Raw genomic sequence first — 21,504 nt, 5'->3', positions numbered from 1 at the left:
CGAAGATCCGGTCCGGTGACGTTCGGTCGGCTGCGACCGCGCGGCGTTCTCCGTCACTGGTGCCCGACGTCGACTGACCCGCGCCCGCTGGACGCGTGCTACTCACCATGGTCGGCTGGTTCTTCCTCTTGGACATCGAGATCGGGCAAGGCCGGATCGGCAGCGACCCCCTCTCCCGAGAAGTGACGCACACGCGCACCCTATGCATGACCCCCCGCCCATGAGGACGTTCCGGGGCTCCGGCCCGTGACCCGGTACACATGAGATGCGGGTGTCGCACGGGCTGACTTCGGTACGTTGTGCCCGGCCAGACCCACAGGAGGCAGCAGTGCGCATCGGCATCCCGCGCGAGTCACGACCCGGCGAGACCCTCGTCGCGGCCACCGCGAAGACGGCGGCGCAGCTCGCCGCGCTCGGCTACGACGTGGTCGTCGAGGCAGGCGCAGGCGCAGCCGCCGACCAGCCCGACGCCGCCTACGAGGAGGCCGGCGTCCACGTCGGCTCGAGCGCCGACGTCTGGGCGAGCGACGTGGTGGTCAAGGTCAACGCGCCCACCGACGACGAGATCGGCCTGCTGCGCCGGGGCGCGACCGTCGTCGCGCTGCTGGCCCCGGCCCGCAGCCCCGAGCTGGTCGAGCGCCTCGGCGCCGCCGGCGTCACGGCGCTGGCGATGGACGCCGTCCCGCGCATCTCCCGCGCGCAGTCGATGGACGTGCTCTCCTCGATGGCCAACGTCGCGGGCTATCGCGCCGTCATCGAGGCCGCCCACGAGTTCGGCCGGCTCTTCACCGGCCAGGTCACCGCGGCCGGCAAGGTGCCGCCGGCCCGCGTCTTCGTCGTCGGTGCGGGAGTCGCCGGCCTCGCCGCCATCGGTGCGGCCGGGTCGCTGGGTGCGATCGTCCGCGCGTTCGACGTACGCCCCGAGGTGGCCGAGCAGGTCGAGTCGATGGGCGCGCAGTTCGTCACGGTCGACATGGAGCAGGAGGTCTCGACCGACGGCTACGCCAAGGAGATGACCGCCGAGCAGGAGGCCGCCACCGCTGCGATGTACGACGAGGAGGCGCGCGCCGCCGACATCGTCATCACCACCGCGCTGATCCCCGGCCGGCCGGCGCCGCTGCTGGTGACGGCCGAGACCGTCGCCGCGATGCAGCCGGGCTCGGTCGTCGTCGACATGGCCGCCGCCAACGGCGGCAACGTCGCGGCCACGGTCACCGACCAGCGCGTCGTCACCGACAACGGCGTCACGGTCCTCGGCTACACCGACCTCGCCGGCCGCCTCGCCGCCCAGACCAGCCAGCTCTACGGCACCAACATCGTCAACCTCCTCAAGCTGCTGACGCCCGAGAAGGACGGCCAGCTCACCCTCGACATGGACGACGTGATCCTGCGGGGCATCTCGGTGAGCCGTGACGGCGAGGTCATGTGGCCGCCGCCGCCCGTCCAGGTCTCCGCCGCGCCGACGGGTGAGGAGACGACGGTGATGCCGATCGAGAAGGCGCCACCGAAGGAGGTCGATCCGCGTCGCCGGTTGTACGCCGCCGGCCTGGCCGCCGTGCTCTTCCTCGCGCTCGCGACCGCGGCGCCGGCGTCGTTCCTGCCGAGCCTCACCGTCTTCGTGCTCGCCGTCGTCATCGGCTTCTACGTCATCGGCAACGTGCACCACGCGTTGCACACGCCGCTCATGAGCGTCACCAACGCGATCAGCGGGATCATCGTGGTCGGCGCGATCCTGCAGGCGCCCGTGGACAACCTCGCGGTCCAGCTGCTCGCCGGGGTAGCCATCCTGCTCGCCAGCATCAACGTCTTCGGTGGCTTCATGGTCACCCGGCGGATGCTCAACATGTTCCAGAAGGGCTGAGCCGGTGGTCGAGTTCGTCCAGGGCGCCTACATCCTCGCGGCGCTCCTCTTCATCCTCGCCCTCGCTGGCCTGAGCAAGCACGAGACGGCGCGGCGCGGCAACCAGTTCGGCATGGCCGGCATGGGCCTCGCGCTCGTCGCGACGCTGCTGCTGGTGCTCGACTACCTCGGCACCGACTACATCGACCAGGGCCCGGTCGTGGTCGGACTGGTCATCATCCTCGTCGCCGGCACGGTCGGCGCCGTCATCGGCCTGCGGCTCGCCAAGCGCGTCGAGATGACCGGCATGCCCGAGCTCATTGCGATGATGCACAGCTTCGTCGGCCTCGCGGCGGTGCTGGTCGGCTACAACACCTGGATCGAGGTGGCCGACTTCGCGGGCGAGGCCGACGGCATCCACAACGCGGAGGTCTTCATCGGCGTCTTCATCGGCGCCGTGACCTTCACCGGCTCGATCGTGGCGAACCTCAAGCTCAGCGCGAAGATGAAGTCCGCGCCGATGACGCTGCCGGGCCGGCACCTGCTCAACCTCGCCATCCTGGTGCTGTCCGCGATCCTGCTGGTCTGGTTCATGAACGCCGACGGCTGGAGCGGCATCGCGCCGCTCGGGATCATGACCGTCCTCGCGCTGGTGCTCGGGTTCCACCTCGTCGCCGCCATCGGCGGCGGCGACATGCCCGTCGTCGTCTCGATGCTCAACAGCTACTCCGGGTGGGCGGCGGCCGCGGCCGGCTTCATGCTCGGCAACGACCTGCTGATCATCGTCGGCGCGCTGGTCGGCTCGTCGGGTGCGATCCTCAGCTACATCATGTGCAAGGCGATGAACCGCTCGTTCGTCAGCGTCATCGCCGGCGGCTTCGGGTCCGACGGGGGTCCCGCGGAGGACCGTGACTACGGCGAGCACCGCGAGATCCAGGCCGACGACGTCGCCGCGCTGCTGGCCGACGCGTCGTCCGTGGTGATCACGCCGGGTTACGGCATGGCCGTCGCCCAGGCGCAGTACCCCGTCGCCGAGATGACCCGCAAGCTGCGCGCGAAGGGCGTCGACGTCCGCTTCGGCATCCACCCCGTCGCGGGTCGACTGCCGGGCCACATGAACGTGCTGCTCGCGGAGGCCAAGGTGCCCTACGACATCGTGCTCGAGATGGACGAGATCAACGACGACCTCCCCGACGTCGACGTCGTACTGGTGATCGGGGCCAACGACACCGTCAACCCGGCAGCGCTGGAGGAGCCCAACTCACCCATCGCCGGGATGCCCGTCATCGAGGTGTGGAAGGCCAAGGACGTCATCGTCTTCAAGCGGTCGATGGCCACGGGCTACGCCGGCGTGCAGAACCCGCTGTTCTTCAAGGAGAACACCCAGATGCTCTTCGGCGACGCCAAGGACAAGGTCAACGAGATCGTCGCCGCCCTGGGTTAGCCTCCGGGGCTAGCCCGGCCCGGGAGCGCGCGACGTGGAGCCGCGCACGACGAGCTCGGGTCGGTAGAGCACCTCGCCCGCGTGCGGTCGCGCGCCGGCCAGCTGCTCGGCGATCTCCTCGCTCGCGGCCTGGGCCAGGGCCTCGGCGGGTTGGCGCACGGTGGTCAGCGGCGGGTCGGTGAACTCCATCATCTGGCTGTCGTCGCTGCCGACGACCGACAGGTCCTCGGGCACCCGCAGGCCACGCTGGCGGGCAGACCGGATGACGCCGAGGGCCATCACGTCCGAGCCGCAGATGATGCCGGTGACCCCGCGGTCCAGCAGGATCTCGGCCGCGCGCCGACCTCCCTCGACGGAGTACGCCGTGGTCTCGACGAGGTCGTGGGCCTGGAGGTCGTCGGGCACGAGCCCGCGCTCGCGCACCGTCTCCAGGAAGGCGTCGCGCTTGCGCTGGGCGGGGAGGTAGCGCAGCTGGCCGAGCGCCGCGCCGATGCGGGTGTGCCCCATGTGCTCGAGGTGCTGGACGGCGAGCTCCACGGACGCCCCGTCGTCGGTGGACACGGTGGGTGCGTCCAGCCCGTCGAGCGCACCGTTGACGAGCACGAAGGGAAGGTTGAGGTCGAGCAGTCGCTGGTAGCGCGCGGGATCGCTGTCGACCAGCGCGTGCACGCCGGAGACGAAGACGATGCCCGCCACCGAGTGCTCGAGGAGCATCGCGACGTAGTCGTCCTCGTGGACGCCGCCCAGCGTCTGGCTGCAGAGCACGGGGGAGAGGCCGAGGCGGCCGAGCGCGACCTCGAGGTGGTGAGCGAGGCGCGGGAAGTAGGGGTTCTCAAGCTCAGGCAGCACCAGGCCGACCAGGCCGCCCGACCGCGCCCGCAGCCGCACGGGGCGGTCGTAGCCGAGGACGTCGATGGCGGTGAGGACCTGCCGACGGGTGTGCTGGCTCACCCCGGGCTGCTCGTTGAGGACGCGGCTGACGGTGCTGATGCTCACGCCGGAGCGTGCCGCGATCTCGCTCAACCGGATCTTCACGCCGGTCAGACTAGTGACCCACGTCACTCCCGTCTCGGCAGGTCTGCAAAAAATTGCAGGGACTTCCCAACCCTGCAAACCGGTTGTACGGTGTGGCGACCCTCACACTGCCGTTCCCCTCGGAGGCCCCCCTCATGCGCAGACTCAACCGCACCCTCGGCCCGGTGGCCGTCGCGGTGCTCGCCCTCACCGCCGCCGGTTGTGGCGGTGGTGGCTCCGGCTCCAGCGACTCCTCGAGCTCCGACAGCAGCTCGAGCTCCAGCCCGAGCGCCGACTCCGGAGGTGGCGACGCCGACCTCCTGGTGTGGACCGACTCGCTCAAGATCGACGCCGTCAAGGAGGTGGCCGAGACCTTCGGCGAGGCCAACGGCATCACCGTCAAGGTCCAGGCCATCTCGGAGGACCTGCAGGGCAGCTTCGTCACCGCGGACGCGGCCGGCAACGGTCCGGACGTGGTCGTCGGCGCGCACGACTGGATCGGCAACCTGGTCCAGAACGGCGCGATCGACCCGCTCAACCTGACCCCCGACGAGCTCTCGGGCTACTCCGAGAAGGCGGTCCAGGCCACGACGTACGACGGCAAGCTCTACGGCGTGCCCTACGGCACCGAGGCCCTCGCGCTCTACCGCAACACCGAGGTCGTGCCCGACGAGCCGGCCACCATGGACGACGCCATCGCCGCGGGCGAGGCGGCCGTGAAGTCCGGCGACGTCGAGTCCGCGCTCAACCTCCCGGTCGGTGAGCTCGGCGACGCGTACCACATGGAGCCGATCCTCACCTCGTTCGGCGGCTACATCTTCTCCTACGACGAGGCCACCGGCTACGACTCGCAGGACGTCGGGATCGGCAAGGACGGCTCGATCAAGGCCGCCCAGGAGATCTCCAAGCTGGCCAAGGCCAAGGTGCTGCGCACCTCGATCAGCGGTGACAACTCGATCGCGCTGTTCACCAGCAAGAAGGCAGCGTTCCTCGTGTCCGGCCCGTGGGCCCTCGCCGACGTGAAGGAGGCCGGGTTCGAGTACGCCATCCAGCCCGTGCCGGGCTTCGCCGGTCAGGACCCGGCCCAGCCCTTCATGGGGGCCCAGGCCTTCATGGTCGCGGCCAACGGCAAGAACAAGGACATCGCGCAGGAGTTCGTCAACAACGGCGTGAACAGCGAAGAGGCCATGATGACCCTCTTCGAGGGCACGCAGCTCCCGCCCGCGATGACCTCCGTGCAGGAGCAGGTCGACGACCCCGACCTCACGGTCTTCACCGAGGCGGCCAACGCCGCCGCCCCGATGCCCGCCATCCCGGCCATGGCCTCGGTGTGGGAGCCCCTCGGCAAGGCGTACTCCGCCATCGTCAGCGGCAAGGACCCGGTCGCGACGATCAAGTCCGCCGGAGACACCATCAACAAGGCGATCGCCGACGCCGGCTGATCGACCCGGTCACGTGACCCCGGCGGGCGGCAGCAGCCGCCCGCCGGGCTCACCACCCGCGTCTGCGCTCCCACCTGCGCAGGCCCAGCACCGCTGCTCGACCCAGACCCCGGCCCCGCTCCTCCCGTGAAGGGGAACTGCCATGGCGGACCCGATCGACCCCACTGACCCCTCGCACCGCGGCTCGCGCATCGCGCGCCGGCCGGGTCGCGACGACGTACCCGCGATCCTGGTGAAGGTCCTCCTCCTCGGCATCGTCATCGGCACCGCGATCGCGCTGACCCCGGCGCTGGTCGCCGAGGAGTCGTGGCTCTTCCTCACTGTGCTCTGGGCCGTCACGCTGATCCTCGTCGCGACCTACGCCACCGGACGGGCGCTGCCGGCGAAGTACCTCGTGCCGGGCACCTTGATGCTCGCCCTCTTCGTGGTCTTCCCCATCGCGCTCACCGCGAAGACGTCGTTCACCAACTACGGCGACGGCACCCGCAACGACAAGCAGACGACGGTGGAGCAGATCGTCGGCTCGTCGGTCACGCGTGCGGACGACTCGCCGCAGTACAACCTGACCATCGCCACCGACGGCGACCCGGCCTCCGGTCCGTTCACCTACTTCCTGGTCCCGCAGGACGATCCCGAGACCGTGTTCGAGGGAACCGAGGACGGCCTGCAGGAGGACCCGGGCGGCGTCACCCTCGACAGTGGCCGGGTCACCGCGGTGGACGGCTACACCGTCCTCGACATCAAGCAGATCAGCGCCGCCTCCGACGCCCTCGACGAGATCGCGATCCCCACCGACAGCGACACCTTCATCGTCCGTGACGGCACCAGCGAGGCCTTCGAAGGTGCACCCACGCTCGTCTACGACGAGGACGCCGACACGATCACCGACGAGGCGAGCGGCACCGTCTACACGGCGCAGCAGCAGGGCGACCGTGAGTACTTCGTCGACGAGGGCGGCCAGCGCCTGTCCGACCAGTCGTGGACGGCCAACGTCGGCACCGACAACTTCAAGAGGATCTTCACCGACAGCCGCATCAGCAGCAGCTTCTTCGGCATCTTCGTCTGGACGGTGGTGTTCGCGACCCTCTCGGTCGTCGGGACCTTCCTCCTGGGACTGGTCTTCGCGATCACGCTCAACGATCCCCGGGTGCGCGGCCAGAAGATCTACCGGGCGCTGCTGATCCTCCCCTACGCGATCCCGGGCTTCATCTCCCTGCTGCTGTGGTCGAGCTTCTACAACCAGGACTTCGGCCTGATCAACGACATCACCGGGCTCAACATCAACTGGTTCGGCGGATCCTTCACCGCCAAGGTGGCGGTCCTGCTCACCAACCTGTGGATGGGCTTCCCCTACATGTTCCTCGTCTCGACGGGGGCGCTCCAGGCGATCCCCGAGGACCTGACCGAGGCGGCCCGGATCGACGGCGCGAACGGCTTCGCCGGCTTCCGGCGGATCACCTTCCCGCTCCTCCTGGTGACGGTGGCACCGCTGCTGGTCGCGACCTTCGCCTTCAACTTCAACAACTTCGGTGCGATCTTCCTGCTCACCGGCGGCGGGCCGTTCAGCCCGGACAACCCCACCGCGGGCGGCACCGACATCCTGATCAGCTACACCTATCGCCTCGCCTTCGGTGCCGGCGGCGTGCAGATCGGCTTCGCCGCTGCCGTCTCCGTCGTCCTCTTCGTGGTCACCGGCGTGATCGCGGCCCTGCAGTTCCGTGCCACCCGCTCGCTCGAGGATGTGAACTGACATGACACAGGTCCAGGGCCCGCCGCCCGGCACGACGCTCGTCGAGGACGCCCCGGTCGCGAAGGCGTCCGGTCGCGGTGGCGGCAAGGCGCCGAAGGTCAAGATGGGTGCCAAGCGCTGGTTCCGCGAGGTCGGCTGGCGCCACCTCGTCGGCGTCATCGCCGTCGCGTGGGCGCTCTTCCCGGTGTCCTACCTCGTCTCCGCATCGCTCAACCCGCTCGGCAACGTGGTGACCTCGACGCTGATCCCGCAGGCGTTCAGCCTCGACAACTACACCCAGCTGCTCGACGAACAGCCCTTCGGCACCTGGTACCGCAACAGCATCATCGTGTGCGCGGCCGTCGTGTTCGTGCAGCTGTTCTTCAGCGCCCTGGCGGCCTTCGCCTTCTCCCGCTTCCGCTTCACCGGCCGGCGAGGCGGCCTGCTGGCGCTGCTGCTCATCCAGATGTTCCCGCAGTTCCTCGCAGCCGTCGCGCTCTACCTGATGTTCACCGACATCGGTGCCGTCATCCCGGCGATCGGCCTCGACACACTCGCCGGCTACATCCTGATGATGTGCGGCGGCTCGCTGGGCCAGGTCTGGCTGATCAAGGGGTTCTTCGACTCGATCCCGATGTCGCTCGACGAAGCCGCGATGCTCGACGGGGCCAGCCACGTCCAGGTCTTCTTCCGGATCATCCTGCCGCTCGTGCGTCCGATCCTCGCGGTCTGCGGCCTGCTGGTGTTCGTCGGCGTGATCGGGGAGTTCCTGATGGCCTCGATCTTCCTGCGCGACGAGGGCAACAAGACCCTGGCGACCGGTCTCTACGGTCTCATCGACGCCGACCGGTCCAACAACCTCGGGGTCTTCGCCGCCGGCTCGATCATGACCGCCATCCCCGTGGTCCTGCTGTTCCTCTACCTGCAGAGGTTCATCGTCGGCGGCATCACCGCCGGCGGTGTGAAGGGCTAGGCCCGGGGTCGATGTCGACCGAACCCCACCCCCTGGACCCGCACCACGACGGTTCGCCGTGCTACGTCTCCCACGCCCGACCCTCGCTGGGCGACGTGGTGACCCTGCGCGTCCGGGTGCCGCGCGGAGCGGACGGTACGCCGGGCGCGAGCGAGGTCGTGCTGCGCACGGTGCGCGACGGCGAGCCGGCGATCGGCCGGGCCGAGAAGGTCGCCGAGGACGCGGCGGGCGCGTGGTGGGAGGTCGGGCTGCGCATCGTCAACCGGGTGACGTCGTACCGCTTCCTCGTCTCCACCGGTCCCTCCGACTTCCGCTGGCTCACGGCCACCGGCGTGCACGCTCGCGACGTCACCGACGGCGGTGACTTCCTGATCAGCACCGAGCACCGGCTCCCCGCGTGGGTGCCCGACCAGGTCGGCTACCAGGTCTTCCCCGACCGGTTCGGTCGCACGGAGACCGGCGCGTCCGTCCCCGACTGGGCCATCCCCTGCGAGTGGGACCAGCCGGTCGTGCACAAGGGTCCCGACGTGCCGTTCCAGTGGTACGGCGGCACCCTCGACGGCGTCGCCGAGCACCTCGACCACCTCGACCACCTGGGCGCGACCCTGCTCTACCTGACGCCCGTCTTCGAGGCGTGGTCCACCCACCGCTACGACGCGGTGTCCTTCGACCGGGTCGACCCGCTCCTCGGGGGCGACGAGGCACTCGGGCGACTGGCCGACGCGGTCCACGCGCACGGCCTGCGACTGGTCGGCGACCTCACCACCAACCACACCGGTGAGCACCACGACTGGTTCGTCCGCGCCCAGCAGGACCCGACCTCACCTGAGCGGTCCTTCTACCGGTTCTCCGACACCGAGGCGCACGGCTACGCCGCGTGGCTCGACATCCCGAGCCTGCCCAAGCTCGACCACACCTCGGCCGAGCTGGCGCGCCGGCTCTACGCCGGTCCCGACTCGATCGCGGCGCACTGGCTGCGCCGCGGCCTCGACGGCTGGCGGGTCGACGTCGCGAACATGACCGGCCGGATGGGCGCCGACGACCTGGCCCACACCGTGGCCGAGGCGCTGCGCCGCACCATCGACGAGGTGGCCGACGACGGCTGGCTGCTCGCCGAGCACGGGCACGACGCCACCTCCGACCTCACCGGAGCCGGGTGGCACGGCACGATGGACTACGCCGGGTTCACCCGTCCGGTGTGGTGCTGGCTCAACGGCGGCGCCCCGGGCGGCCCCGGGCTGCCCCACGGCCTCGACTACCTCGGCCTGCCGGTCGACATCCCGGTGCTGCCCGGCACCGCGGCCGTCGCCACGATGCGCGACGTCCACGGCTCGATCCCGTTCACGGCGTGGCAGGGCTCGACGATGCACCTCGACTCCCACGACACCCCTCGCTTCCGCACCGTCACCGGCGGCGGCACCGACGGCGGAACGGATCTCGACGGTCGTGGCCGCGACCTCCACCTGGTCGGACTCGGGCTGCAGATGACGATGCCCGGCGTGCCCGTCGTCTTCATGGGCGACGAGCTCGGCCTGACCGCCGTGGACGGCGAGCACGCGCGTACGCCGTACCCCTGGGACCGTCGCGAGACGTGGGACGAGCCGACGATGGACGCCTACCTCGCCTGGATCGCCCTGCGGCGCGCACACGTCGCGCTGCGGCGCGGCGGCCTGCGGTGGCTGCACGCCGGTGAGGACTCGATGACCTTCCTGCGCGAGCACCCCGACCAGACCGTGCTCGTCCACGCTGTGCGTCGCGGCACCGACGCGGTGGAGCTGCCGCTGCACGCGCTCGGCCCCGACCCCACGCTCACCACGCTGGTGGGAGCAGCGGCGACGACCGCCTCCTCGACGCTGACCCTGCCCGGGGAGGCCGGCGTCTCGGTCCACGAGGTCGGATGAACACCGACCCGCTCGCGGTGATGCGGACAGCGGGCTTCAGCGTCACCCACGAGGTCGGCCGTGGCATGGAGGGCGTCGTCGCAGCGCTCGACGACCAGCGCGTGGTGAAGCTGTGGGACCGCCGCCCGCTCGAGGAGATCGAGCGGCTGCGCACGTTCTACGACGCCGTCGACGCCGGGCTGCGCGAGGCGGGCGTGCCGCTCACCGTGCCTCGCATCGAGGAGGTCGCCGAGGTGGCCGGGCTCGTGCTCACGGTGCATCCGCGGCTGCGCGGCCGGCCGGGTGGGCCGGGTCCCGGACCGGTCGTCGAGGTGCTGGCCGGGCTGGCACGGGTCGAGCCGCACCCTGACATGGCCGTCCTCCCGGTGCCCGACGGGGAGGTGCCCTTCGATCCCGCGGTGCCGTTCGGCGAGTCGATGGCTGCGCTCGTACGCCGTCGCGCGCGGCTGGTCCCGGACTGGGTCGCGGCCGACGTGGTCGAGCGGATGGCCGAGGACCTCCGCTCGCTCGAGCCGGTGGCGCCGCGCCTCGTCCACGGCGACCTCGGTCCGGTGCACGTGCTCCTCGAGGGCGGACGACCGACCGGGCTGCTCGACTTCGGCTACGTCTCGACGGTCGGCGATCCGGCCTTCGACGCCGCCGTCGCGGCGTGCCTGCAGGACATGTTCGGTCCCGGGGCCGCGGCCGCAACGGCTGCGTTCGACGAGGCCACGACGACCCGGTTCGGCTACGACCCGCGTGCGCTCGTCCTCCACCGGGCGGCGTACGGCCTGGTCACCGCCAGCTGCCTCGCCGGCCATCCCGGCCGCCACGTCGACTGGTGCCTGGACCTCGTCTCCAGCTGGCACGCGCCGAGCTGACGCTTGTGCACGCGCGCCGTGCGCACAAGCGTCAGGTCGACGGGTGTGCCGTGTGCAGGAGCGTCAGGTCAGCCGAGGTGGATGCCGGCGAACGAACCGATCGCGTAGGTGACGCCCATCGCGAGCAGGCCGCCCCCGATGTTGCGCACGACGGCGGGCAGCCGCGGACTGAGACCGATCCGGGCGCTCACGAAGCCGGTGAGCGCCAGGGCGGCCACGACGCTGAGCACCGTCACCGCGATCCGCACGCCGTCGGGCACGAAGGCGACGATCAGCAGCGGCAGCAGGGCACCGATGGTGAAGGCGAGCATCGACGCCCAGGCCGCGTGCCACGGGTTGGTGAGGTTGTCCGGGTCGATGCCGAACTCGATGTCGGCGTGCGCGCGCAGGGCATCGTGCTCGGTGAGCTCGCGGGCGACCTGCTGCGCGGTCTCCGGGGCGAGGCCCTTGTCGACGTACATCTTGGCGAGCTCGCGCTCCTCGGTCTTCGGCATCTGCTCCAGCTCGGCGGCCTCGAGGGCGAGGATCGACTTCTCGGAGTCGCGCTGTGTGCTGACGGAGACGTACTCGCCCGTCCCCATGCTGAGCGCCCCTGCGGTCAGGGCCGCGATGCCGGCGATCACGATGGTGCCGCGGTCGTCGGTCGCACCGGCGACACCCATCACCACTCCGGCCGTCGAGACGATGCCGTCGTTCGCGCCGAGGACGGCCGCACGCAGCCAGTTGAGCCGGGTGCCGACCTCGCCGAGGTCGTCGTGGAAGTGCTGCGGTTGCTCGTCGGTGCCGATCTCGATGCTGCTCACGTGATGATCCTCGCCGGGTGCGAGCCCGCTTTCAACGAAGGTGAGGCTGGGCTCAGCCGAGCTCGTAGCTCCCCAGGACCTCGTGGCGGGGCCGTCGCCGCGGACCCTCGCCGAGGTGTGAGGCGACCAGCGTCACCTCGTCGACTTCCCACCACGGTCCGTCGTACGCGTCGAGGAGCCGCACCCACGAGGTGACGTTGGCCGGTCGACCGAGGCGGGCGAGGGTGACGTGCGGCCGGAAGCGTTGGCCGTCGACTCGACCACCGGCCCGTGACACCGCCGAACGGCACACACCAGCCAGCCCGTCCAGTGGAGCGTCGTCGTCCGCATCGAGGGCGGCGTAGAGCACGCGCGCGCCGTCGGGGTGCGGGAACGCCCCACCACCGGTGATCCGCAGCCCGAACCGCTCGCGCCGCGCGACCGCCTGCGACAGCAGGTCGTCGAGGAGGTCGAGCGATCGCTCGGGCAGCTCTGCGGTGAGGCGAGCGTCACGTGCCACTGCCCGGGGTCGGACCACCGGAACTCCGCGGCTTCCCGACGCACCGACAGGAACTCGTCGAGGTGCTCGGCGACCTCGACGGGCGGGACGACCGCGACGAAGGCCCGCATCAGTCTCGGTACGCCCCGGCGCGGCTTCGTCCCTCAGCCGCGGGGCCACTCGACCTGGCCGAGCCCACGCGTCGACCTCGTGCCTCGGTCACCGCTGCTCGTCTCACAGCCCGAGGTCGCGCCCGATCAGCATCTTCATGATCTCGTTGGACCCGGCCCAGATCTTGGTCACGCGCGCGTCGCGCCAGGCGCGGGCGACGCGGTACTCGTTCATGTAGCCGTAGCCGCCGTGCACCTGGACGCAGTGGTCGAGGACGTCGTTCTGCACCTGCGAGGTCCACCACTTCGCCTTGGCGGCGTCGACCGGGGTGAGCTCCTGCTTGGTGTGGGCGACCACGCACTGGTCGACGAAGGCCTGCGTGACGTCGACCCGCGTGACGAGGTCGGCCAGCAGGAACTGCGTGTTCTGGAAGGAGCCGATCGGCTGGCCGAACGCCTGGCGGTCCTTGGCGTACTGGACCGTCTCCTCCAGGATCTGCTTGGCGTGGGCCAGGTTGGTGATCGCCGAGCCGAGGCGCTCCTGCGGCAGGAACTGCATCATCGAGATGAAGCCGGTGTCGAGCGGGCCGACGAGGTCGGCGTTGCTCACGCGGACGTCCTCGAAGGACAGCTCGGCGGTGTCGGACTCGTCCTGGCCGACCTTGTCGAGCACCCGCCCGACGCTGAAGCCGTCGAGGCTCGTGTCGACGGCGAAGAGCGAGATCCCCTTGGCCTTCTTCTCCGGGCTGGTGCGCGCGGCGACCAGCACGAGGTCCGCCGAGCCGCCGTTGGTGATGAAGGTCTTGGAGCCGTTGATGATCCAGTCGTCGCCGTCGCGCACCGCCGTCGTACGCAGGTTGGCGAGGTCGGAGCCGCCACCCGGCTCGGTCATGCCGATCGCGGTGACCAGCTCGCCGGACGCGGCGCGGGGCAGCCAGCGCGCCCTCTGCTCGTCGTCGGTGAGGTGGACGAGGTAGGGAACGGTGATGTCGGCGTGGATGCCGACGCAGCTGGGCAGGGTCATGTTGACCTTGGCCAGCTCCTCGGTGAGCACCGCGTTGAAGCGGTAGTCGCCGGCCTCCGAGCCGCCGAACGCCTCCGGGATCTCGAGGCCGAGGAAGCCCTGCTTGCCGGCCGCGATCCAGAAGTCGCGGTCGAGGCCGTGGTTCGTCGCGTACGTGTCGAGGTGGGGCACCACCTCGCGGTCCAGGAACTGCTTCACGGAGGCGCGGAAGGCCTCGTGGTCCTCGTCGTAGATCTCACGCTTCATGGGCGCTATGTTACCCGCGGGTCACCTGCGGTGGAAACTTCAACCGAAGGTCGCTCCCCATCATCGAGCCGCGCGACGTAACGTGCCGTCGGCCGCCTCGTTATCGGGAACGGGAGCATGGTGAGGGAAGACAACCGGACGTTCGAACGTCCACGAGGACAAGCGTGGGGCAACGAGGCCCAACGCGCAGTCCTGCATGCCATCGCCGAGGACGTCGCGCGCCGCGCGGGTCACCGCGTCGCGGTCATCGAGGCGCTGCGCTCCGACGGCAACCTGGAGTTCGTCGCGATCGCCGGCAGCCCCGACGGCAGCGAACGCCTCATGGGTGAGGCCACGCCGCTCCTGATGATGGACCGCCTCGTCGCCGCCGGCGCGCACGTCGACGGGTGGGTGCACCTGCCTGCCGAGCGCATCGACGACGAGACCCGGGCCTGGGTGGACCAGTACGGCCACACGCCCGACGTGCCGGGTGGCGACGGGCCCGACGCCTGGCACCCGGAGGACCTCCTGCTCCGGGTGCTCACCAGCGAGGACGGTGCGGTGCGGGCGGTGCTCTGGCTCGACGAGCCGCTCTCCGGGCTGCGGCCGACCCCCGAGACGATCGCGGCGGTCAACGGTGAGATCGCGGTGATGTACGAGGCGATCGTCAGCATCGTCGAGCGCGAGCTCTACGGCGAGCACGTGCGGATGGTGACCCAGGCGCGTACGGCGGTGCGCAGCGTCCGCCCCGGCCTCGAGGTCGAGGCCGTCATGCGCGAGCTCGCCGACGCCATGGTCGAGGCGATGCCCATCGACTTCTTCGACGTGCTGCTCGCGGGCGCCACGTCGCCCCCGCTCGAGCCCTACACGGCCGAGCTCGAGGAGCACATGCGGGAGGTGTGGCTCCGGCGCGGACACGTGGTGATCGAGCCCGACCGTCTCTGGGGTGTCGCGGGGACGGCGGTCCCGACGCCTGCGGTGATGGCCACCGCGATGGAGGAGCGCGGGCTCGGCTCGTTGCTGCTGATGCCGATCGGCATGGGTGAGGAGTACCTCGGCACGATGGGACTCGGACGGGAGGTCGGCGGCCCACGGTGGATCGACTCCGAGATCAACGCGGCGGCGGCGGTCGCCAGCGACCTCGCCGGCGTCGTGGTCGATGCGCGCATCATGGATCGCGAGCGCCTTCTCAACGCCGAGCTGCGCGAGATCAACGACCACCGCCGCGACATGGTCGTCACGCTCGCGCACGAGCTGCGCAACCCGGTCAGCGTGCTGTGGACCCACCTCGAGCTGCTCGGCCACGACTCCGCCACCGGGACCGCGCGGGAGTCGCTGGAGGCGATGGACCGGGCGGCGCGCAGGATCGAGGACATGACCGAGGCGCTGATGGCGCTCGCCGCCGTGAGCGACCCCGACCGTGCGGTGACACCGGTCCCGGTCGACCTGTCCGCGGTCGTCCGGGAGGGCTGCGCGTTCCTCGCGCCCGTCGCGGCGCGTGACCGGGTCGCTCTCGACGCCAACATCGCCGACGGGGTGGTGGTGGTGGGGGAGGAGTCCGCCATCCAGCGGATGGTCGCCAACCTGCTCTCCAACGCCGTGAAGTACACCCATGAAGGAGGCCGGGTCGCGGTGACCCTCGAGGCCGCGGACAGCGAGGACGACTCCGTCCGGTTGACCTGCGCCGACACCGGGATCGGCATCAGCGCGGCCGACCTCCCGCACGTGTTCACCCCTTTCTTCCGCTCCGGCGACCCGGCCGCGCGCGCCCGCCCCGGCACCGGCCTGGGACTGTCCATCCTCGAGCGCGTGGTCCGGGCGCACGAGGGCACCGTCGAGGTCACCTCGGAGGTCGGAGCCGGTACGACGTTCGTGGTGCGGCTGCCGCCCGCGCCCGATGACGCACCAGCGCAGGTGTCCGAGGGCTAGGCCCGATGACCATCACCTGATGGCCCGTTCTGACCACCTGGAGCGGTCTAGACATGCCTCTTCTCAACAGTTCCTCCACAGCAACCGGCAAGACCTGGGGAAAAACTTCCGGAGCCTCGGGCCCCCGCCTACGATCCGCGTCAGGAGGACGAGACCGCCATGGACCAGGGGCGACCAGGGGAGCGCCGGACGCGCGACCTGAGTTGGGGTGACGCACGTGCTCGGGCGCTGATGCACGCCCTGGCGCGCGACGCGGCGACCCGTGCCGGGTTCCGGGTCTGCGCCATCGAGGTCGTCCGTCCCAAGGGCCTGCTGGAGTTCGTCGCGATCTACGGCGACATGACGAGCGCCGAGGAGCGCCTCGGCACCGCCTCACGCCTCGCCGACATGCAGGCCGCGTTCGCCGACGGGGAGCCCTTCGGCCACTTCGTCTGGATCCCCGACGAGAGCTTCTCCGACAGCACCCGCGAGCTCATCGACGGCGTCGTGGTCGTGCCCGACATCCCGACCACCGGCAACCCCGACGACTGGCACCCGATGGACATGCTGGTCGCCCAGATCGCCGACGAGCGCGGCGACCTGCGCGCACTGCTCTACCTCGACGTCCCGGCCGACCTCAAGCGTCCCGACAAGGACCGGCTGCTCGAGATCTCCGACGAGCTCGCGATGACCCTGCGCTCGGTGGTGACGGCCGTCGAGCGCGAGGAGTTCGCCGACCACATGCGGGTCATCCGCGCCACCCGCCGGCTGGCGCGCTCCAACCCGGCCCGCCACGACGTCCACCACCTCCTGCGCGAGGCACGCGGCACCCTGCTCGGGGCGCTGTCGGTGGACGAGCTGGAGATCCACGTCTTCCTCGACGAGAGTGTCGAGACGCCGGACAGCCTGGGCCTGCAGATGGCGCCGGACGTACGTCACGCGCTGGACGCCGCGGCCGCCCGGGCCTGGGCCGACCAGCGGGTCCTCATCATCGAGCCGGAGCACATCTGGGGCGACCCGGTGCTGGAGGCCGCGCACGCCGACTGGTTCGCCCACGCGCTCGACGAGGCCGGCTTCGAGGCCGTCGTCGTCGCCCCCGTCGGGGTCGAGGACGAGGTGCTCGGCATGCTGATGGCGGCGCGTCGCACCGGCTCGCGGCGCTGGACCGACGGAGAGGGCGTGGCCGCCCTCGAGCTGGGCCACGACCTCGGGCGCGCGATCGCCAACGCGCATGCGACGCAGCGCGAGCGGCGCCTGCTCGAGGAGCTGCGTGAGCTCGAGGAGGCCCGGCACCGGTTCCTGCGCGAGCTCACCCACGAGATCAACAACCCGATGACCGTGATCGCCGCCAACGCCGAGTTCCTCGCCGCGGGCGAGCACATGGACGAGCGCGACCAGCGCCGCGCGCAGGCGATCCTGCGCGGGACCGAACGGCTGAGCGACCTGCTCGAGGGCCTGGCGATGCTGTCGCGGGTGAGCGACCCGCGGCACCCGCCGACGATGACCCGCGTCGACCTCATGCCGATCGTCGACCAGACGCTCGCCTCGATGGCGGCGGTGGCGGAGAAGGCCGGCATCACCCTCCACCTCGTGGGCGAGCCCGGGTCCGCGGTCGTCCGGGCCGACGTGCGGGAGGTCGGCGGCGCCATCAGCAACCTCGTCGACAACGCGGTGAAGTACTCCAACGCGGGAGACGAGGTCTGGCTCGGGATCGAGCGGGGCGCCGACGGGTCGGTGACCTTCGTCTGCCGCGACGAGGGCATCGGCATCTCCGAGGCCGACCAGGCGAACCTCTTCGCACCGCTCTTCCGCTCGACCAACGAGGACGCCCTCCAGCGCCCGGGCACCGGGCTCGGCCTCGGGATCGTGCGCCAGATCATGCAGCGACACGGCGGTTCGGTCGAGGTCGAGTCGCGGCTCGGACGCGGCACGACCCTGCGCCTGCGCTTCCCGGCGCCCCCTCAGGAGGAGTTCGGTCCGCCGTCCCCCAGGACCTCGTCGACCCAGCCCGGCACGAGGTGGGTCGCAGGACCCTGACGGGACTCGGCGAAGTCGCTGGCGCCCATGCTCGGCTCGAGGTTGAGCTCGAGGGTCCGCCCGCTCGCCCAGTGCACGAACGCGGCCGCCGGGTAGACGACTCCCGACGTGCCGATCGAGACGAAGTGGTCGCACGACCACAGGGCGCGCTCGACGAGGTCCATGCCGTAGGGGATCTCGCCGAACCACACGATGTCCGGCCGCAGGGCGCGCGCGCCGCAGCCCGGGCACGGCGGCCGGTCGCCGAGGGGTCCGTCCCATTCGTGCCGGTCGTCGCAGGACGTGCACCACGCCGACCGGAGCCGACCGTGGAGGTGGTGGACCCGGGTCGAGCCGGCGCGCTCGTGGAGGTCGTCGACGTTCTGCGTGACGACCAGGAGGTCGTCGCCGAGCGCCGCCTCCAGTCGCGCGAGGGCGAGGTGTGCCGCGTTGGGCTCGACCCTCGACAGCGCCGCGCGCCGCTCGTCGTAGAACCTCTGCACCAGCCCCGGGTCGTCGGCGTACGCCTCCGGGGTGGCGACCTGCATCGGGTCGTGGCCCTCCCACAGGCCGTCGGCGTCGCGGAACGTGGACAGCCCGCTCTCGGCCGAGACCCCGGCTCCGGTCAGTACGACGACACGCATGGTCCAGTACTAGCACCGGTCACCCCTGGGGGTGCGCGCGGGATGAGGGTGGGCGCCGACTCGGGTAGACAGGCGCCATGACGGACTTGGGAGGGACGTCGGACGTCGTCACGTTCGCAGGGGACTGGGAGGGACCGGTCGTCGCGACGTCGGTGCACGCCGGCCACGGGCTGCGCCCGGAGATCGCCGAGGCGATGGTGCTCGACGAGGCCACGCGGCTGCGCGAGGAGGACCCGTTCACCGACCGCATCGCCGCGGTCGTGACGGACCGCGCGGTCACGTCCAGGTCGCGCTTCGAGGCCGACCTCAACCGTCCTCGGCGCGAAGCGGTCTACCGGCGCCCCGAGGACTGCTGGGGTCTCGACGTGTGGCACGGCGGGACGCTGTCGCGCGAGCTGTTCGAGGGGAGCCTGGCGACCTACGACGCCTTCTACGACGCCCTCGCGCCGCGGCTCGACGCCCTCGCCGAGCGCGGACCGTTCGTCCTGCTCGACGTGCACTCCTACAACCACCGCCGCGACGGCGCGGACGCCGACCCGGCGCCCGCCGAGGACAACCCCGAGGTCAACGTCGGCACCGCCAGCGTCGACCGGCAGACCTTCGGCCCGCTGGTCGAGAGGTTCCTGGCCGACATCCGTGCGGGGGCACCCGGGTGCGGCCCCGTCGACGCCCGCGAGAACGTCTCCTTCCAGGGTCGGGCGCTCGCCTGGTTCGTCCACGACCGCTACCCCGGCGTCGGGTGCGTGCTGGCGCTCGAGTTCAAGAAGACCTGGATGGACGAGTGGACCGCTGAGGTCGACGAGGAGCGGCTGAGCTGCCTGCGCACCGCCCTCGCCGGCACCCTGCCGGGCCTCCACGAGGAGCTGGAGCGGCTGCGGTGAGCGCCGAGGGAGGTGAGGAGCTCAGTGCGGCCGACCTCGCCGTCGACCACCAGCTCGCCCTGCTCGCGGGCAGCTTCCGCTTCCTCCTCGACATCACCCCGGTCGACGCCGACGACCTGCGCGACGACTTCATCGAGGGGCGCGAGCCCGAGCCGGAGTTCACCTACCGCGAGCTCGAGGCCGACCCCGACGTCGTACGCGCCGAGCTGGCGGCCGTCGACCTCGGCGCTGTCGAGGACCCGGTGCTGGGCCAGCTGCTGCGCGCCAAGCACCGCGAGATGGAGCTGCAGCTCGACATGCTCGAGGCCCGCGACACCGAGGACTTCCTCCCGCTGAGCGTGGAGCTGTACGGCGGCGTGTCGCCGGCGCTGCGCACGCAGGCCGAGCAGCTGCTGGTCGGGATCACCCGCACCGAGCCGAGCGACGAGGCGCTCGACGCCGAGGAGTTCCTCGCCCTGGCCGAGGAGGAGATCGAGCTCTACCGCGCGGAGGACCCCGACCTCGACATGCACGCGGAGATCCGGGCGGACGTCAACGGCGTGATGGTCTCGGGCGACGTGCTGCTGATCGGGCCGGAGACCAAGGTGCAGCGGGCCCGCGCGCAGGCGCTGCTCCACCACGAGGTCGGCACCCACCTGGTGACCCAGGCCAACGGCAGCCGGCAGCCGATCAAGGTGATGGGCGTCGGGCTCGCGGGCTACGACGAGACGCAGGAGGGGCTGGCCGTGCTGTCGGAGATCGCCTGCGGCGGTCTCACCGCGTTCCGGCTGCGCCAGCTCGCCAGCCGGGTCGTCACCGTGCACCGGATGATCGGCGGCGCGACCTTCGCCGAGGCCCACGAGGCGCTCGTCGCGGACGACTTCCCCCAGGGCAGCGCGTGGACGACCGTCATGCGCGTCTATCGCTCCGGCGGGATGACCAAGGACGCGATCTACCTGCGCGGCCTCGTCGAGCTGCTCGAGCACCTCGGCGACGGCGGCTCGCTCGACCGGCTCTGGCTGGGCAAGTTCTCGTTGCGCGACCTGCCGCTCATCGGCGACCTGGAGGACCGCGGACTGCTCAGGCCCCCGCGGATCCTCCCCCGATACCTGCACGACCCGCAGACCCACGCGAACCTCGCGCGGGCAGCCGGCACCGAAGATCTCGGCTCACTCCTGGGAGGACACGCATGAAGATCGGATTCGTCGTCAACGACATCGAGACGGAGAAGGCGGAGTACACCACCAACCGCCTGGCCATGGCGGCCAAGGAGATGGGCCACGAGGCCTGGTACATGGGCATCGGCGACTTCGCCTACGAGCCCGACGGCTCACTGAGCACCAAGGCACGCATGGGCCACGCCAAGACGTACCGCTCCCTCGAGCGCCACATGGCCGACGTGAAGAAGCCCGACGTCGAGCAGCTGATCCCGATGTCGGAGTTCGACGTCGTGATGCTGCGCAACGACCCCGCCGACGACGCCGAGACCGACCCGTGGCGCAACAACGCCGGCGTCGCGTTCGGCCAGCTCATCGCGGCGAGCGGCGTGCTGGTCGTCAACGACCCGACCAGCCTGGCCAACGCGCTGTCCAAGGCGTACTTCCAGCACTTCCCGGAGATCGTCCGCCCCCGGACGCTGATCTCGCGCGACGAGGCGATGATCGAGTCGTTCATCGCCGACCTCGGTGGCAAGGCGGTGCTCAAGCCGCTCCAGGGCTCGGGCGGCGCCGGCGTCTTCCTCGTCGACCGCAAGGAGGGTCCCAACCTCAAGCAGATCATCGAGGCCATCTCCCGCGACGGCTACGTCGTCGCGCAGGAGTACCTGCCCGAGGCGGCCAAGGGCGACGTCCGGATGTTCGTGATGAACGGCCAGCCGCTGATGGTGGACGGGAAGTACGCCGCCTTCCGCCGCACCAACTCCACCAAGGACATCCGCTCCAACATGTCCGCCGGCGGCAAGGCCACGAAGGTCGCCGTGACCGACGCGATGCTCGAGATGGTCGAGATCGTGCGGCCCAAGCTGGTCAGCGACGGGATGTTCCTCGTGGGGCTCGACATCGTCGGCGACAAGCTGATGGAGATCAACGTCTTCAGCCCCGGTGGCCTCGGCAGCGCCCAGGCCCTCTACGAGGTCAACTTCGCGCCCGCGATCATCGCCGAGCTCGAGCGCAAGGTGAACATCCGCCGGCACTACGCGGAGATCGACAACCACACGCTCGCGACGAGCTGACCC

Annotated in this window: 17 protein-coding genes; 12 read left to right on the top strand and 5 right to left on the bottom strand. The window is 70.8% G+C overall.

The genetic code is table 11. The features are described 5' to 3' along the window. The first annotated feature begins 328 nt into the window (after window positions 1-328). Window positions 329-1,861, top strand: coding sequence for a Re/Si-specific NAD(P)(+) transhydrogenase subunit alpha (locus EUA06_RS17030; RefSeq protein WP_129477990.1), 1,533 nt, complete (start codon window positions 329-331; stop codon window positions 1,859-1,861). A gap of 4 nt (window positions 1,862-1,865) precedes the next feature. Then, a complete protein-coding gene (pntB, locus tag EUA06_RS17025) occupies window positions 1,866-3,284 on the top strand; it encodes a Re/Si-specific NAD(P)(+) transhydrogenase subunit beta (RefSeq protein WP_129477988.1) in 1,419 nt (472 codons plus the stop codon). Between the two features lie 9 nt (window positions 3,285-3,293). Here pntB and EUA06_RS17020 read toward each other — a convergent pair whose 3' ends face one another. Next, window positions 3,294-4,319 carry a LacI family DNA-binding transcriptional regulator gene (locus EUA06_RS17020; protein ID WP_129477986.1) on the bottom strand — a complete coding sequence of 342 codons (1,026 nt, stop codon included), beginning with the start codon at window positions 4,317-4,319 and terminating at the stop codon, window positions 3,294-3,296. A 134-nt stretch (window positions 4,320-4,453) separates the two neighbouring features. Between EUA06_RS17020 and EUA06_RS17015 the strand changes: the two genes are divergently transcribed. The 5 genes from EUA06_RS17015 (at window position 4,454) to EUA06_RS16995 (ending at window position 11,203) form a co-directional block, all read left to right on the top strand. Next, window positions 4,454-5,740 (top strand): sugar ABC transporter substrate-binding protein, encoded by a 1,287-nt coding sequence (locus EUA06_RS17015; RefSeq protein WP_129477984.1) that lies wholly within the window; start codon window positions 4,454-4,456, stop codon window positions 5,738-5,740. Window positions 5,741-5,882: 142 nt separating this feature from the next. Continuing rightward, on the top strand, window positions 5,883-7,490 hold the full coding sequence (locus EUA06_RS17010) for an ABC transporter permease subunit (RefSeq protein ID WP_129477982.1): 1,608 nt from the start codon (window positions 5,883-5,885) through the stop codon (window positions 7,488-7,490). A gap of 1 nt (window position 7,491) precedes the next feature. Next, window positions 7,492-8,442, top strand: coding sequence for a sugar ABC transporter permease (locus EUA06_RS17005; RefSeq protein ID WP_207208406.1), 951 nt, complete (start codon window positions 7,492-7,494; stop codon window positions 8,440-8,442). An 11-nt stretch (window positions 8,443-8,453) separates the two neighbouring features. Then, window positions 8,454-10,343: an alpha-amylase family glycosyl hydrolase gene (locus EUA06_RS17000; protein ID WP_129477980.1), complete on the top strand. Its 1,890-nt coding sequence runs from the start codon at window positions 8,454-8,456 to the stop codon at window positions 10,341-10,343. Next, complete coding sequence (locus tag EUA06_RS16995) at window positions 10,340-11,203, top strand: phosphotransferase (protein WP_129477978.1); 864 nt, start codon at window positions 10,340-10,342, stop codon at window positions 11,201-11,203. The genes EUA06_RS17000 and EUA06_RS16995 overlap by 4 nt, the downstream gene beginning before the upstream one ends. Window positions 11,204-11,271: 68 nt before the next feature. Here the strand turns inward: EUA06_RS16995 and EUA06_RS16990 are convergent, their stop codons facing one another. From EUA06_RS16990 to EUA06_RS16980, 3 genes are all read right to left on the bottom strand, one after another. After that, window positions 11,272-12,006 carry a VIT1/CCC1 transporter family protein gene (locus tag EUA06_RS16990; RefSeq protein ID WP_129477976.1) on the bottom strand — a complete coding sequence of 245 codons (735 nt, stop codon included), beginning with the start codon at window positions 12,004-12,006 and terminating at the stop codon, window positions 11,272-11,274. 52 nt (window positions 12,007-12,058) lie between these two features. Next, window positions 12,059-12,505, bottom strand: a complete 447-nt coding sequence (locus EUA06_RS16985) for a 2'-5' RNA ligase family protein (protein ID WP_242498210.1) — start codon at window positions 12,503-12,505, stop codon at window positions 12,059-12,061. Between the two features lie 213 nt (window positions 12,506-12,718). Beyond that, a complete protein-coding gene (locus tag EUA06_RS16980) occupies window positions 12,719-13,864 on the bottom strand; it encodes an acyl-CoA dehydrogenase family protein (RefSeq protein ID WP_129477974.1) in 1,146 nt (381 codons plus the stop codon). A 117-nt stretch (window positions 13,865-13,981) separates the two neighbouring features. Here EUA06_RS16980 and EUA06_RS16975 point away from each other — a divergent pair, with 117 nt between their 5' ends. Together EUA06_RS16975 and EUA06_RS16970 are read left to right on the top strand one after the other, a co-directional pair. Next, the gene (locus EUA06_RS16975; protein ID WP_129477972.1) at window positions 13,982-15,772 is read left to right on the top strand and encodes a sensor histidine kinase; all 1,791 of its coding nucleotides are present in this window, start codon (window positions 13,982-13,984) and stop codon (window positions 15,770-15,772) included. A 231-nt stretch (window positions 15,773-16,003) separates the two neighbouring features. Beyond that, window positions 16,004-17,788 (top strand): sensor histidine kinase, encoded by a 1,785-nt coding sequence (locus EUA06_RS16970; protein WP_129477970.1) that lies wholly within the window; start codon window positions 16,004-16,006, stop codon window positions 17,786-17,788. Here EUA06_RS16970 and EUA06_RS16965 read toward each other — a convergent pair. Then, window positions 17,713-18,411 (bottom strand): NAD-dependent deacylase, encoded by a 699-nt coding sequence (locus EUA06_RS16965; RefSeq protein ID WP_129477968.1) that lies wholly within the window; start codon window positions 18,409-18,411, stop codon window positions 17,713-17,715. The genes EUA06_RS16970 and EUA06_RS16965 overlap by 76 nt on opposite strands. 77 nt (window positions 18,412-18,488) lie before the next feature. On the opposite strand from EUA06_RS16965, the gene EUA06_RS16960 reads away from it, so the two are divergent. Genes EUA06_RS16960 through EUA06_RS16950 form a run of 3 tightly spaced genes read left to right on the top strand, consistent with a single transcriptional unit; the run spans window position 18,489 to window position 21,501 of the window. Next, entirely contained in the window at window positions 18,489-19,292 is an 804-nt protein-coding gene (locus tag EUA06_RS16960) for an N-formylglutamate amidohydrolase (RefSeq protein WP_129477966.1), read from the top strand. Next, on the top strand, window positions 19,289-20,464 hold the full coding sequence (locus EUA06_RS16955) for a peptidase MATCAP family protein (RefSeq protein ID WP_207208405.1): 1,176 nt from the start codon (window positions 19,289-19,291) through the stop codon (window positions 20,462-20,464). Before EUA06_RS16960 ends, EUA06_RS16955 begins: the two co-directional genes overlap by 4 nt. Then, the gene (locus EUA06_RS16950; protein WP_129477962.1) at window positions 20,461-21,501 is read left to right on the top strand and encodes a glutathione synthetase; all 1,041 of its coding nucleotides are present in this window, start codon (window positions 20,461-20,463) and stop codon (window positions 21,499-21,501) included. The genes EUA06_RS16955 and EUA06_RS16950 overlap by 4 nt, the downstream gene beginning before the upstream one ends. Window positions 21,502-21,504 lie beyond the last annotated feature (3 nt).

Origin of the sequence: Nocardioides glacieisoli (assembly GCF_004137245.1) — a bacterium.
Lineage (GTDB): Bacteria > Actinomycetota > Actinomycetes > Propionibacteriales > Nocardioidaceae > Nocardioides > Nocardioides glacieisoli.
This window is presented reverse-complemented; position numbering and strand designations above follow the sequence as displayed.

Excerpts from the sequence above, each read along its gene's own strand:
- EUA06_RS17010 (WP_129477982.1), top strand. The coding sequence starts at position 5,883 with ATGGCGGACCCGATCGACCCCACTGACCCCTCGCACCGCGGCTCGCGC.
- EUA06_RS17015 (WP_129477984.1), top strand. The coding sequence starts at position 4,454 with ATGCGCAGACTCAACCGCACCCTCGGCCCGGTGGCCGTCGCGGTGCTC.
- EUA06_RS16970 (WP_129477970.1), top strand. The coding sequence starts at position 16,004 with ATGCACGCCCTGGCGCGCGACGCGGCGACCCGTGCCGGGTTCCGGGTC.
- EUA06_RS16965 (WP_129477968.1), bottom strand. The coding sequence starts at position 18,411 with ATGCGTGTCGTCGTACTGACCGGAGCCGGGGTCTCGGCCGAGAGCGGG.
- EUA06_RS16950 (WP_129477962.1), top strand. The coding sequence starts at position 20,461 with ATGAAGATCGGATTCGTCGTCAACGACATCGAGACGGAGAAGGCGGAG.
- EUA06_RS17000 (WP_129477980.1), top strand. The coding sequence starts at position 8,454 with ATGTCGACCGAACCCCACCCCCTGGACCCGCACCACGACGGTTCGCCG.
- EUA06_RS16960 (WP_129477966.1), top strand. The coding sequence starts at position 18,489 with ATGACGGACTTGGGAGGGACGTCGGACGTCGTCACGTTCGCAGGGGAC.
- EUA06_RS16980 (WP_129477974.1), bottom strand. The coding sequence starts at position 13,864 with ATGAAGCGTGAGATCTACGACGAGGACCACGAGGCCTTCCGCGCCTCC.
- EUA06_RS16995 (WP_129477978.1), top strand. The coding sequence starts at position 10,340 with ATGAACACCGACCCGCTCGCGGTGATGCGGACAGCGGGCTTCAGCGTC.
- EUA06_RS16975 (WP_129477972.1), top strand. The coding sequence starts at position 13,982 with ATGGTGAGGGAAGACAACCGGACGTTCGAACGTCCACGAGGACAAGCG.
- EUA06_RS17005 (WP_207208406.1), top strand. The coding sequence starts at position 7,492 with ATGACACAGGTCCAGGGCCCGCCGCCCGGCACGACGCTCGTCGAGGAC.